Origin of the sequence: Exiguobacterium sp. s152 (genome assembly GCF_018618335.1) — a bacterium.
Classification (GTDB): Bacteria; Bacillota; Bacilli; order Exiguobacteriales; family Exiguobacteriaceae; genus Exiguobacterium; species Exiguobacterium chiriqhucha.
Window position 1 is genome coordinate 544,121 of record NZ_JACSLX010000001.1, and the last position, 12,424, is coordinate 556,544.

Sequence of the window (12,424 nt, forward strand, 5' to 3'; positions counted from 1 at the left end):
CGACGGGAGGTTTTTTTCTGTCGGTTTCGCTTCACTTTTTGAAAAAGAGGTCGATATATTGATCGAGGTGACAACTATGCAAATCCAAGCTCCCATGACCGCGGCCGTCGCGGTCACAGCCGGCATCCAGACGAATCGCATCTATAAAGCCGAGCTCGTCAAACAGACCGGACCCGACTCCGGGATCGTCAAAATCAACGGCGAGCACGTCGAGGTCACGTTCGAGGGCGGGCTCCCGAAGACGAACCCGTTCCAACTGACGCTCGCCGAACAAGATGGCCAGCTCATCGCGACAATCGTCGTCAAGCCCGAACCGGAGACGCCGGATATACCGAGCGGCCAACCGGTGAAACTCGATACGAAGATTCAGGCGTTGCTCGCATCGCTCCCGCCCGAGGTCCGGAGCGCCGTCAGCCGTTTGCTCCAATCGGGACGGTTGCCGATGAACGAGGACACGGTGCGTCTGCTCGAGACCGTCTTCAAAGGCGACTTGCGCGATGCCGTCCTCTGGCTGAAGACGGTCGAGGCGCCGACGCTACCGCGTGATGTCGCGCGCGACCTCGCCGTCGCGTCATTAGATGAAGCGAGACAACAAATGAAACCACCGCCACCTGACGCGCCGTACCCGCAGAAAGAACGGTTCATCGAGCACGTCAATCTGTCACGCCCCGTCAGCGAGCGCATGACGCCGACACCGGAGACGGTCGATCGGCTCATCAACGAGTTGCCGGAGCCGCACCCGACACGAATCGAACCACGTGAGGCGTTACCGCCCGTCCTCGGACGTCCGGTGCTCGTCAAGGAAGTGACGACGCATCTCGCGACCGTAACGAACACGTTCCGAAGCGAACAAGTGACAGTGACGAAACAGCTCGGCCAAGTCGCCGCCCTCGTCGAGACGAACCCGCATCAGGCACGTCCCGCACTCGAGACGGTATCGACCCGCTTGACGCAGCTCATTCAAAAGACGGACGCCTTGTTACATACGAGTGCGACCCATGAGAAGGCGCTCGTCGCAATGACGGCGAAGCTCGACGTCGCCCTCGGCCTGCTTTCGACGAAACCGGCCGAGAGCGCCGCGCTCATCAAAGAAGTACGCGCCAGCCTGAACGAGTTCCGTTACGTGCCGAATCACGTTCGTCTCGAATATATTCCGCAACAGGCGACCCGCGCAGGTGAATTGCCACGCGTCACGCCGTTCAAAGTCGACCCGAACCTATCGGGCCGCGTCATCCAAGAGACGGCGCAGCGCGTCCAGGCATCGACGTTGTCATTGAAAGCCGACGCGGCGACACCCGAGGCGCAACGGCTCGCCTCGTTCTTCCAAGTCCAGCAGACATTGAACCGGCTCGACGGCGGGCAGCTCCAGCAGCTCATCCTCGCCTTGCCGGCGAAAGTCCAAGAGATCGACACCGGCATTCACGTCCATATCCAAAACCGTGAGACCGGGGATGTCGTCGACTGGGAGAACAGCGTGCTCTATATCCGACTCGAGACACCGCGACTCGGAGAGATTGGCGTCAAGCTCGAAGCGATCGACCGGAATCTCCGGCTCACGCTTGAACACGATGACCCGACCGTCGAAGCACTCGCGCGTCCCCTACTCGGCAAGATCGAGACAACGCTCGAGGCGATCGGTTATCGCAGTGTCACAACCCAGTTCCGCCCATTGACGAAGGCGGACCGACCGGAGACCGAGCGTCCTACGCTCGAGACGACCGGCTATGATTTCCGCATCTAGGAGGCTGTTATGTATCAACGCATGGATTTGACGAAACGCAAGACGGCCGCCGTCGTCCGCTATGATGAGACGATTGACCGCGCTCCGGTCGTTGTCGCCCGCGGAACGGGCGCCGTCGCCGATAAAATCTTAGATGAGGCGAGATCACGCGGCGTCGCCATCGAGCATGACCATTCGCTCCTTGGCCACCTGCTCGACCTCGACCTCGGGGACGCGATTCCGCCCCAACTGTATGACGTCATGGCCGAAGTGCTATTACTGATTGAAGAACTCGACACCATCAAAGGAGACCCATCATGAATTCGAACCGACTATACGAAATGAGCCCGGAAGAGCTGACCCAAGCGATGCTCCACGCGCTCGTCTACCACTATGAACAAGCCAGGACGGCGACGATCGCCGAACGCAACCGCCACTTGCGCCAAGCGCGTGAACTGCTCGCGAAGCTCCATCAAGGACTCCATGACGGTGGCGGCATCATCTCGGCCCAACTCGATGAGCTTTACCTCTATATGGCGAAATCGAGCCTTGAGGCGTTGATTGAACAAGACATGGACAAAATCGAGGAGCTTCATGGTCTCGCGACCGAGCTCGACCAGACATGGGGCGAGGCGATTGAGAATGCCCGACTTCAACCCGTACCTTCAGGAGGAAACCGTTATGAAAATTACCAATAACGTGCAAGCACTCAAAGCGTACTCGTCGCTCACGGTCAACCAGGCGACGATGAAGAAGACGATGGACCGCCTCTCGAGCGGTGTCCGCATCAACAAGGCGTCCGACGACGCGGCCGGGCTCGCCATATCAGAGAAGATGCGTATCCGCCTCGACTCGCTGTCGATGGCCGAACGCAACACGCTCGACGGCATCTCGCTCACACAGACGCTCGAAGGCGGGATGAGCGAGACGCACGCCCTCCTGCAACGGATGCGCGAGCTGTCGGTCCAAGCGTCGAACGGGACGCTGAGCGGTGATGACGCCAAAGCGATCCAAGACGAGATCACGGCCCTCACGGCTGAAGTGACCCGGATCGCCGAGACGACCGAGTTCAACTCGAAGAAAATCATGAACGGTGACTTTATCGCCGGCAATGAGACCCTCTTCTTCCAACTCGGGGCCGGCAGCGGCGAAGGTGTCGTCTTGAACGTCGACGACATGCGCGCCGGCGCACTCGGAATCGACGGACTGGATGTGACGACGCAAGGTGGCGCCAATGACGCCATCGCCAAGTTCGACGCCGCGATTCAAAAGGTCTCGCTCGAACGCTCGAAGCTCGGTGCCATCCAAAACCGACTCGAGGCGAACGTGAGCGTCGTCACGATCGGATCTGAGAACTTGACGGCATCCGAGTCCCGCATCCGCGACGCCGACATGGCACGCGAGATGATGGACTTCGCCCGCCTCAACATCTTGAACCAGTCCGGCATGGCGATGATCGCCCAATCGAACGCATTGCCGCAAGGCGTGCTACAATTGTTGAACTAACTTAAGGAAGGACGGATCCTATGGACATTCGTCGCATCATGGAGACACAGTCGCTTCACGGCACCGGAAAAGCGAAACGCCCTGACACCGAGCCCAGCGTCTCGTTCCAGAACGTCATCGGCCAGAAACGGGAGGACCGCGAGCATGAGCGCTTCCAACGCCAAATCGCGGCCATCCACGAGAAAGGCGAGCTCCTCGCCGAGAGCCAGACGGTCGAGTCGCTCGCCGAATATAAGCAACTCATCAAAGACTTTATGAAGGACGCCGTCGACGCGGCGCTCCGCCTCGAGGACAAACGCGGCTTCAATCGCCGCGGCCGCGCCAAGATTTATAAGATTGTCGAACAGGTCGACCAGAAGCTGCTTGCCTTGACCGACCAAGTCATCTCGGGCGAGGCGTCCCGTCTGTCGCTCCTCGACCAAGTCGGTGAGATTCGCGGCCTGCTCGTCAACGTATACGTGTGAGGTGAGACGATGGCAGAACATATCTTTTCGAAAAAAGTGAAATGTCCGTATTGTTTGAAACAGAGCGAGACGCCGCGCGTCCTGTCGCGCCATATCCGGCCGCAGGAAGTCGCGAAAGACGGCTATACGACGTATGATGGCGCCAACCCATACTTCTATGAGCCGACCGTCTGTAGTCACTGTCACCTCGTCTTTCACGATTCGTTCGACAAGGTACGGAAAAATAATCGTGATGCGCTCGAGACGGGCTACTTCGACCGCGTCAACGCCGAGGCGCTCAACGGTGACCGTTCGGCAGAGCACGTCATCCGGCTGTACAAGTTCGCCGTCGTGACGGCCCAATTGAGCGGCCAGAAACCCTCCGTCGTCGCCATGCTCGGCATGCGGCTCGTCTGGATGTATCGCCTGACAGGCGACGAGGCGTCCGAGAAGGAATGGATGAAACGGACGCTCGATAAGTACAACGAGGTACAGGAGGCATACACGGACCAAGTCCGGACCGGCCTACCGTACGACCAGCTCATGTTGCGGATCGCCGACTTGTCGGCCGCACTCGGTCTATATGAGGACGCGAGGCGTTGGTACGGCATCTTGCTAGGAAGTAAAGAAGTGTCGGAGCGGATCCGTACCCAGGCCCGGGCACACTGGGAAGACTTTAGAATCGAACATGCCTAAAAGGGAGAGCCGCGGCTCTCCCTTTTCGCATACAAAAAAACGCGCTCTTCCACTCACGGACAAACGCGGTCGGATCTCTTCATGGGTGAATCCTTAAACCGAAAAGAGATAGACGCGACATGACTCACGTCAAAACCTAAACAGGGCATCCAAGAACCGATTGCGCGGTGGCGTCTTGCACGGTTCAGTCTCAATGATTTTTATCACGGTCAGATTGGGGTATGGTTAGTAGGAATCCAAAGGAGGTCATTCCATGTTTGAAACCCGCTATTTCGAAACGGTACGCTCGATTTTTCAGGAACAGAAACAGCTCGCCGAGGACGCGTTGAAGCAAGTGAACGACGAGGACATGCATCGCGTGCTCGCGAAAGACACGCTCTCGCTCGCGGTCATCGTCCAGCACATCTCGAACAATATGAAGTCCCGCTGGACCGACTTTTTGACGACGGACGGCGAGAAGCCGGACCGGAACCGCGACGCCGAGTTCGAGGACCAGCACCAGTCACGCGCAGAACTGATGGCGACGTGGGATGAACGTTGGCAACTGTTGGACGACGTGCTCTCGGGTCTCACGCCGGAAGACCTCGGCAAGACCGTCTTCATCCGCGGTGAAGAGAAGACCGTCATCTTGGCAATCGAGAAGCAAGTGTCGCACTACAGTTATCACGTCGGACAGATTGTCTATCTCGCGAAGCTGTTCGCCGGTGAGAACTGGAACGTGTTGACGATCCCGTTGCCACATCAACGTAAATAAGAGAACGCGCATCGCGAAGATGCACGTTCTCTTATTTGGTGACGTCAATCGTGTATTCATAGCGCTCTTCGGCAATTTTACGGAACTGATCATCATATGGTCCTTCCACAACAAAGCGGACTTCGGTCAGTTCTTCAGGCATCGACTCGACATGGAACAGCACGCCTCCCTCTTTCTTCACTTTTCCTAAAAATTCTCCGCCTACATCCTCTGAAATGACGAGGTCAGCATCAACCTGTTCGCCTGTGTTCGTAACGAGCCTGGCTTGGTTTGGATGAAAGCTGACCGTCTCATCACTCGTATTTTCGACGATGACATTGAACGAAACGATGGTCACTTCTTTTTGATCATCGAAGAAGAAACGATAATCAGAAGCGACTTCTAGACGCAGCGTTTGCACCTTATCGATTTGAAAGATGATTGGCCCAATCGTTTCTTCAATGCCTAAATCACGATTCTTCATGTAAATTTGACTGCGCCCAATCTCATCTTCCTGTACTTCAAACTTTTCACGTTGTACGGTTTCTGTTTCTGTCGTCTCTTTTTGGCTGTCTGTCGACGGAACGCTTTCACTTTGGTTGGTAGGTTCGGTAGTAGTCGATGATGGCTCCGTGTCTCCACATCCGACTAACACAAGCAAGGGAATGGCTAAGATGAATCCGTACGACTTCAATCCAATCCTCTCCTTTACCTCAAGACTTTTCCAACTTATATAAATCTTATTCCCCATTTTTAAAAGGGCATTCGAGGTAAACGTTAAATTTTTTGGGTATTACTCTGGACATAAAACGGCCGCACCAGTTCCCTGGAGCGGCCATTGTTTATTTCTCGACGTTGATTGTATATTCGTAGCGCGATTCCCCGATCGACTCATAGTTCGCGTCCGACGGTCCATCGATGACGACTTTCACGTCCGCTAACTCTTCCGGCATCGCTTTGACGAAGAAGAGGACGTTCCCTTCCTTCTTCACTTTCCCGAGGAACTCGCCGCCGACATCATCTGAGAACCACAAGTCGGCTGACACCTGTTCCCCTGTGTTCGTCACGAGCGTCGCTTGGTTCGGGTGGAAACTGACAGTGTCGTCAATCTTATTTTCGACGATGACATTCATCGCGACGACCGTCACTTCTTCTTGCCCGTTAAACGAGTCGCGGTAAGCCTCGTTGACCGTGAGTCGGGACGTCTGTACTTTATTGATGGCGAAGTTGACAGAACCGATCGTCTCTTTAATGTCGAGCACCTTGTTCTTCATGAAGATTTGGTTCGAACCAAGTTCACTCTCCTGCACTTCTGCTTCTTCTGTTGTGTCTGCCGCTGGTGCCTCCTTCTTCTCTGCCTCTACGACTTCCTCCGTTTCGGTCGCTGTCGTCTTCAGTTCATCGGCTTCTCCGCAGCCTGCAAGCAATGCAAGGGGTAAAGCGAGGATCAATCCGTATCGTTTCATGTTCATCTTAACTCTCTCCTTTTTTCGTGTGAGTGGTGGTTGATAAGATGAGCATACTGGATTGTTTAGCCTGACCGGTGTAAGAAAACGTATAGGGTCGTCACCCTGAATAAATAAAAGCCAAGGTCCACAATTGGACCTTGACTTCGCATGTTTTATCCTCGTGATTTGAGGTCTTCTTCTTCATACGGATCGGGTCCGTCCTCGATTGGCGCATCGTCTTCGATGTACGCTTCAAGTTTCGGGTCACGTTCCACATACTCATCGTACGCCCCTTCTGGACCGTAGACGAAGTAACGACGATCTTTCGATGACTTGGGCTTTACCTTTTTATCACTCATCTCGTTTCCCTCCCCTTTCCAGAACAGAAGCAACAGTTACAGTGGTATTTACCCGATTTTATACGAAAACAGGCGTCTTTGCATCCTTACATCCCTATTGAAACTTTTTCCAAATCAAATCGTATACAAAGACAACACATGAATGAGAGGACGAGATAGATGAGTTTATTGAAAACAGGACTGGTTCGTGGCGTGAAGTGGTTCATGCTATTTGGGTTGCTTGCGATGTATCAATGGTGGAATGAAAATGTGGAAGGTGTACATAGGATGCTCGTCTATAGCGGGATGGCGTTCTTCCTCGGTCTGACGAGTGTTATCTATGAAGTGAGACGGTGGTCATTCCCGAAACAGATTCTGATTCATTGGGCCACGATGCATGTGACAATTCTACCGCTCGTCATATTCAGTGGGTTTCTGCCGGTGTCGTCGCTTCGAGATGTCCTGATGGTTTACTTGAAGTTTAATGTGAGCGGGCTGGTTTTGTTCACGCTATCCAGAATGCTTTTGAAAGTGCGACAACAAATCAAAACCTCATAAATAAAAGCAGCTCGAGGGCGCACCTTCGAGCTGCTTCATGTCTGTTGATCGAACAATCCTGAGAAGTTCGAATCGACGTCCTCGTATGGATCGACGTATGACTTGACGGTTTTCCGTTCTTGCCGTGCCGTCCCGAGCGTCATCCCGAGTCGTTGGTGCTCGGCTTCGATTAAACGGGCAATCTGTTGACTGTCATCGACGAGTTGACGGATTACCGTCTGGTCAGCATCCTTCAGGTCCGGTCCGTGCGCTGCGAGCAATTGCTCGCGGTCGTCGAGCAGTTCATGGATTTGGTCCATCCATGTGTCATAAGTCGGTTCCTCAGGCACTTTCGCCAGTAAATCTTTTAACCGCTGTGTTTTGAAGATGATTTCATCGATGGGTCTCATGCTTGCTTCGCGAGTTTCATCGCTTCCTTCCACGTATCGCGGAGCTCGGTCGTGAAATCGAGCACTTCGTCGAGGATGGTTGTGTCGTTTTGGATGTTCGCATCGACGAGACGACGCCACATGTACTCATACAACGAGTCCAAGTTCGCCGAGATGGCAACATCTTTATTTAACGTCAAGCGCATCTCTTGAAAGATGGCTTGCGTCTTTTGGATGTTCTTATTCTTCAAATCTGGATTCCCTTGCTCGATGGCGAGTTTGGCGAGGCGCATAAACTTGAGCGCCCCGTCGTACAGCATGAGCGTCAGTTCTTGTGGGTTCGCGGTCGTGACCGCGTTGTTTTGATATGCTGCATATGGGTTGGCTACCATTTAAATTCCTCCTCTTACATGCCTCCGCCTAAGAACTGTTGCAGTGAGGCGGCTTGCGAGTTCGCCTGGTTCATCGCCGTCTCCATCGCTGCGAAGCGACGGTAATAGGCGTTTTCTTTATCAACAAGTAGTGCATTTAAACGTTGGATCCGGGTGTCGATTTGAGCCATCTCTCGGCCCATGGAATACGTTGGAGCTCCGGATCCATCGGTTCCTGCAATTCGGGTAATAGATGTACGCGAGCTTGTTGCAGCATCACGAATTTGCAACAGTAACCCGCTCTCAGTATTTGTGAAGAGTTGATACACTTGTTCTGGGTCTTTCTCTATGGCAGCTTTAAGCTTTTCTTCATTCAGCTCAATTTTCCCGCCATTTGTAAAGTCTGCTCCTGTCGAGAGTCCAATTTGAAACAATTGCTTCATTTCTGCGTCATTTGTAGCAGAGGACGTACTTGACCACTTTCCTCTTAATGCGTCCATAGCCCCACGAACGATTGTGTCATTCTTGAGCAAACCGCTCATTGCTTTATCTTCCCACTTTTTGATTTCATCTTCAGAAAGTTCATCTTTCTGAGCGTTCGTCAAAGGATTAAAAGATCTATATCTTTCTTCTTTTACTTTTTTGTTCATTAAATCTATTGTTTCATTATATTGATCTACAAATTTTTTGATGTTATCAAAAACTTTTTGTGTGTCTGTAGCAGCCGACAAAGTAACAGGATTCCCTGCCGCAAAGGATGATTTTAAAGTAACCGTCATATTGTCTATCGTAACTGTATTTGAACTTTGCGACATAGTTATGCCATTCACTGTAAAATTAGCATTAGTACCATTTACAGGTATAGCTAAAGGATCTATTCCAAAAGCAGTCTTAGTTGTTGCATCTAATTCTATAATCGCATTATTTCCTGTCTGTTTTTGTGTAAGTGAGAGCTTTCCAGAAATCGGTTCGAAGAAAGCAGAGATCCCAGAATCTTTTCCATTCAACGCCGTGACTAGATTTTCCATAGTCGCATCTTCCGCCACTTTAATTGTTTTGAACTCTTCGCCTTCTACAGAACGGATTTGAATTTGATAACCAGATGTGTAAGTAGCCGTTGTACCTGTTGGAACGTCTGATCCATCATTCATCGTTACTTTACCTGTTGCCTCATCATAAGACGCATCAATTGGATTGTTCGACGCATCTTTGAGAGCGACTATTTCACCTGCACGTGGTTTAGGTGACAAAGTCCATTCCTTTGTTAAAGTTGATAAAGTAACCACTTGAGTAGCTGACTGTAAGTTCATGTCAGCAACTTTTGTCACTTTTGTTACTGCATTTCCGTCTTTATCTTTTGGTTCAACAATTTGTGTAGCAGCAGTTGCTAGGTTGTTAACTGAGTCGATACGAATCGCCGTATTTCCACTAGACGGTCCCGCCACAACAGAAACGCGAGACTCATCAGATGAGCTAGCAGTTTTCGCATAAAAATTACGGCTAAACATAAGATCCACCGCACTATTTCGAAGCGTCATAAGTGAACGATTAATTTCACGATATGCGTCACGTTTCCATTCAGTCGACTGCTTTTTTTGTTCAAGCTTATCAACTGGCGCTCGTTCAACTTGCATTAACTGCTTAATAATAGTGTCTGTATCAATACCACTAGCTAGTCCACCAAAACGAATAGGTGTTGTCAAACAATCTCCCCCTTATACACGTTCATCAAATAATCGATTAAATTCCATAAAAGCAGCAAAAAAATCGAGCGATTTCTTACTAGGAATTTCTCTGATCACTTCGTTATTTGTATCTACAATTTGAATGTAGTAATCGTTTAATTTTTCGTGCTTAATAAATTTCAGGCCAGTCCTTTGCAACTCTAATGACTGATTAGCTTTTTCGATTGCCACCTCAAGTTTAGTAACGTGCTGAGGAGTTGGAAGAACAACTAGACCTTCTTCGGATAATGACTTTTGATTAACGTCTAAGAAAATATTTTTTGTTGGTTCATATGGTAAGACCGAAGAAGGAAAATATACCCTAACTTCTTTAATATCGTTTACCATTTGTAAGTTCCTCTTCTTTCTCAGTTATTTAAATGCTATAGTTCTCTACTCTATTCATCGGCTAATGTTTTTATTTTTATATATTGGAATGAAGTAATTCTATATTTTGTTTCATTAACAATTTTAAATAATTCATTCTCGATTTCTAATTCTCCCCAATTCAATATTCAAATCGAAAATATCGATATAATGATTTTGAAAAACTTGTTTAATTTCTAGAACTATTTCATCTAAATGAAAACTGTCTTTTATAAATAAGATCCTTAGATATACTAGAGTTAAAAAACCGTCAATCAACACTTTCCTCACTAAAAACTCTCAATCAAAGGTCGATTAACAAAATCGAAATTAAGATTCGTTTCCGATGAAAATGTTTTCTTATTTTAGTTACTCTTTCTTAAAGTAACAAGAAATAAATTATAACCGCCCTTATACCTTATATAAGTCTTCTAGCAAAGTGATAATGCTAGTTTCTGCTCCTCCACATTTCAAATGATCATAAACATGTATTATATTTATTTAAGTCCTCCTTTACGAAATTGATGTATACGTCTCTTTAAATTTTATGTCCCCATAAATTTTTAAATTTTCTTCAGTTGGATTAGATACGTATAAATATTCAGCTAGATATAACGCTTCTTCGAATATTTCAGCAAATTCGTAATATTCAATCAGAATTTTTATTGCATACGATGCTACGGAAGACAGACCATGTAAGTTAATAAGTTGTATTAATTCACCAAGTTCACAATACATAGCAAATTGAATGCTTGATATGTAAATAGATGATTGTATTGATACCTCTTTATTTAATATAACTTTTACAAAGTGAATGTAGTCATCAGTGTTACTTAATGAAATCAGATGGTCTATCTGATGTAATTTTAAATAATCGTTAACTAACTGAACCAGAGTGTGGAAGTCATTTATCTCTATAGATGAAAAAGCAAATAATAAAATTTCATGACCAAAATCCTTTAAATTATAATCTTCTTTTTCAGTTAGACTTAGATAGTAGTCATATAAGCTTTTGGCTTCATTTGCAATAAAAAGACTTTCAGGAAGAATATATTTCTCCACCATTTTATACTCTTTAAAATTATTCCAATTTATATTCGGTAACCTTTTAGTATTCGAAGCTTTATTTGCAACTATTCTTTCAACATCTTTAAAAATGTAATTCCAATTAGTCCAAGTAAAATCTTCATTGTCAATGCTTTCAAGTTGATTTTGTATATTATGAGAATATAAAAACATTGCGGCATCTTGGGAGGTTTTATAAAAATAAGTTCTTGATGGTTCACGATATAGTAAATCTGGAAATCCTGTCGAAATAACAAAAACGTTTCTGTCGGCAATATACTCGTAATACTTTAATGGTGTGACTGAGGATGATAAAGATGTATCTTGAAAAGGAATAATTGCATATTTACTAACTTTTAGATATTTACTGAGTTCATAATAATCAATGATTCCAAGTTCTTTAATATTAGAATTTTTAAAACTATATTTAATATCCTTGGGTCCGATGATATTAAAATTTAAATTAGGATTCATACTAGCCATTTTTTCAATACTTTCTACATCAATCCACGAGGAAACAGATCCGAAAAACACTACCTGATTTGATTTTATAACCGTTTCGTCAGTTGCATAATCAAGTTCAAAACTTCCATTCGGCAAATACATTATGTTTTTGTTGTATCGTTGTGCAATGTAACCTAGTTTGATTGCACTAACAGATACAAATTTACATTTTTTCATTAATCTTCTTTCGGCATTAAGTAAAATTTCAGGAAAATTGATTTCTGAAATAGTTCTTCTAAATTCATTCCATAAATCTATAGAATCATATATTACATTATAATTTTCTAATTCTTCGTCCGAGAGCAACAAGCCAAAATACGGATGCATCACCCAAATAAATTCATAAATTGATAAATCTATTTCATGGAATAGTTGCTGAATATTTTTTTTCGTATTCCATACTTTGTAATTTTCAGACTGTATTTCAGTTTTTTCATTTAACCCTATATAGTCTATAAAGTATCCTTTACTTTCAAAAATATTTACTAAATGTTGTGGCCTTTGCCTTGTTTTATTTTGATATGGAACTCCACTACATATTAGTATTTTCTTCATAGTTAATTACTCCTTTAAATAAAGGTCAT

At 47.2% G+C, this 12,424-nt stretch carries 16 protein-coding genes; 8 read left to right on the plus strand and 8 right to left on the minus strand.

Annotated features, from left to right (window positions below):
* The first annotated feature begins 76 nt into the window (after window positions 1-76).
* The 7 genes from KNP72_RS02765 (at window position 77) to KNP72_RS02795 (ending at window position 5,119) form a co-directional block, all read left to right on the plus strand.
* The gene (locus tag KNP72_RS02765; RefSeq protein ID WP_251128819.1) at window positions 77-1,741 is read left to right on the plus strand and encodes a hypothetical protein; all 1,665 of its coding nucleotides are present in this window, start codon (window positions 77-79) and stop codon (window positions 1,739-1,741) included.
* Window positions 1,742-1,750: 9 nt separating this feature from the next.
* The gene (locus KNP72_RS02770; protein ID WP_131472867.1) at window positions 1,751-2,041 is read left to right on the plus strand and encodes an EscU/YscU/HrcU family type III secretion system export apparatus switch protein; all 291 of its coding nucleotides are present in this window, start codon (window positions 1,751-1,753) and stop codon (window positions 2,039-2,041) included.
* A complete protein-coding gene (locus KNP72_RS02775; protein ID WP_214832035.1) occupies window positions 2,038-2,418 on the plus strand; it encodes a flagellar export chaperone FliS in 381 nt (126 codons plus the stop codon). Before KNP72_RS02770 ends, KNP72_RS02775 begins: the two co-directional genes overlap by 4 nt.
* Complete coding sequence (locus KNP72_RS02780; protein WP_214832037.1) at window positions 2,402-3,226, plus strand: flagellin N-terminal helical domain-containing protein; 825 nt, start codon at window positions 2,402-2,404, stop codon at window positions 3,224-3,226. Before KNP72_RS02775 ends, KNP72_RS02780 begins: the two co-directional genes overlap by 17 nt.
* A gap of 20 nt (window positions 3,227-3,246) precedes the next feature.
* Window positions 3,247-3,690 carry a YaaR family protein gene (locus tag KNP72_RS02785; protein WP_214832039.1) on the plus strand — a complete coding sequence of 148 codons (444 nt, stop codon included), beginning with the start codon at window positions 3,247-3,249 and terminating at the stop codon, window positions 3,688-3,690.
* 9 nt (window positions 3,691-3,699) lie between these two features.
* The gene (locus tag KNP72_RS02790) at window positions 3,700-4,365 is read left to right on the plus strand and encodes a DUF2225 domain-containing protein (protein ID WP_214832041.1); all 666 of its coding nucleotides are present in this window, start codon (window positions 3,700-3,702) and stop codon (window positions 4,363-4,365) included.
* A 253-nt stretch (window positions 4,366-4,618) separates the two neighbouring features.
* Complete coding sequence (locus KNP72_RS02795; RefSeq protein ID WP_214832042.1) at window positions 4,619-5,119, plus strand: DUF1572 family protein; 501 nt, start codon at window positions 4,619-4,621, stop codon at window positions 5,117-5,119.
* 31 nt (window positions 5,120-5,150) lie between these two features.
* Here KNP72_RS02795 and KNP72_RS02800 read toward each other — a convergent pair whose 3' ends face one another.
* The 3 genes from KNP72_RS02800 to KNP72_RS02810 all read right to left on the minus strand — a co-directional run bounded on the left by KNP72_RS02800 (window position 5,151) and on the right by KNP72_RS02810 (window position 6,905).
* A complete protein-coding gene (locus tag KNP72_RS02800) occupies window positions 5,151-5,582 on the minus strand; it encodes a DUF4352 domain-containing protein (RefSeq protein ID WP_251128820.1) in 432 nt (143 codons plus the stop codon).
* Between the two features lie 358 nt (window positions 5,583-5,940).
* Window positions 5,941-6,570 (minus strand): DUF4352 domain-containing protein, encoded by a 630-nt coding sequence (locus tag KNP72_RS02805; RefSeq protein ID WP_214832043.1) that lies wholly within the window; start codon window positions 6,568-6,570, stop codon window positions 5,941-5,943.
* Window positions 6,571-6,719: 149 nt separating this feature from the next.
* The gene (locus KNP72_RS02810; protein WP_214832044.1) at window positions 6,720-6,905 is read right to left on the minus strand and encodes a hypothetical protein; all 186 of its coding nucleotides are present in this window, start codon (window positions 6,903-6,905) and stop codon (window positions 6,720-6,722) included.
* A gap of 159 nt (window positions 6,906-7,064) precedes the next feature.
* Between KNP72_RS02810 and KNP72_RS02815 the strand changes: the two genes are divergently transcribed.
* Window positions 7,065-7,442, plus strand: coding sequence for a DUF3021 family protein (locus KNP72_RS02815; protein ID WP_214832045.1), 378 nt, complete (start codon window positions 7,065-7,067; stop codon window positions 7,440-7,442).
* A 35-nt stretch (window positions 7,443-7,477) separates the two neighbouring features.
* Here KNP72_RS02815 and KNP72_RS02820 read toward each other — a convergent pair whose 3' ends face one another.
* The 5 genes from KNP72_RS02820 to KNP72_RS02840 all read right to left on the minus strand — a co-directional run bounded on the left by KNP72_RS02820 (window position 7,478) and on the right by KNP72_RS02840 (window position 12,395).
* Complete coding sequence (locus tag KNP72_RS02820; protein WP_029595022.1) at window positions 7,478-7,831, minus strand: flagellar protein FliT; 354 nt, start codon at window positions 7,829-7,831, stop codon at window positions 7,478-7,480.
* Window positions 7,828-8,202, minus strand: coding sequence for a flagellar export chaperone FliS (gene fliS / locus KNP72_RS02825; protein ID WP_034803946.1), 375 nt, complete (start codon window positions 8,200-8,202; stop codon window positions 7,828-7,830). Before fliS ends, KNP72_RS02820 begins: the two co-directional genes overlap by 4 nt.
* Window positions 8,203-8,216: 14 nt before the next feature.
* Window positions 8,217-9,884 carry a flagellar filament capping protein FliD gene (gene fliD / locus KNP72_RS02830; RefSeq protein WP_214832046.1) on the minus strand — a complete coding sequence of 556 codons (1,668 nt, stop codon included), beginning with the start codon at window positions 9,882-9,884 and terminating at the stop codon, window positions 8,217-8,219.
* Window positions 9,885-9,896: 12 nt separating this feature from the next.
* Complete coding sequence (locus tag KNP72_RS02835; protein WP_214832047.1) at window positions 9,897-10,253, minus strand: flagellar protein FlaG; 357 nt, start codon at window positions 10,251-10,253, stop codon at window positions 9,897-9,899.
* Between the two features lie 531 nt (window positions 10,254-10,784).
* Window positions 10,785-12,395 carry a glycosyltransferase family protein gene (locus KNP72_RS02840; protein WP_214832048.1) on the minus strand — a complete coding sequence of 537 codons (1,611 nt, stop codon included), beginning with the start codon at window positions 12,393-12,395 and terminating at the stop codon, window positions 10,785-10,787.
* Between the last annotated feature and the right edge of the window lie 29 nt (window positions 12,396-12,424).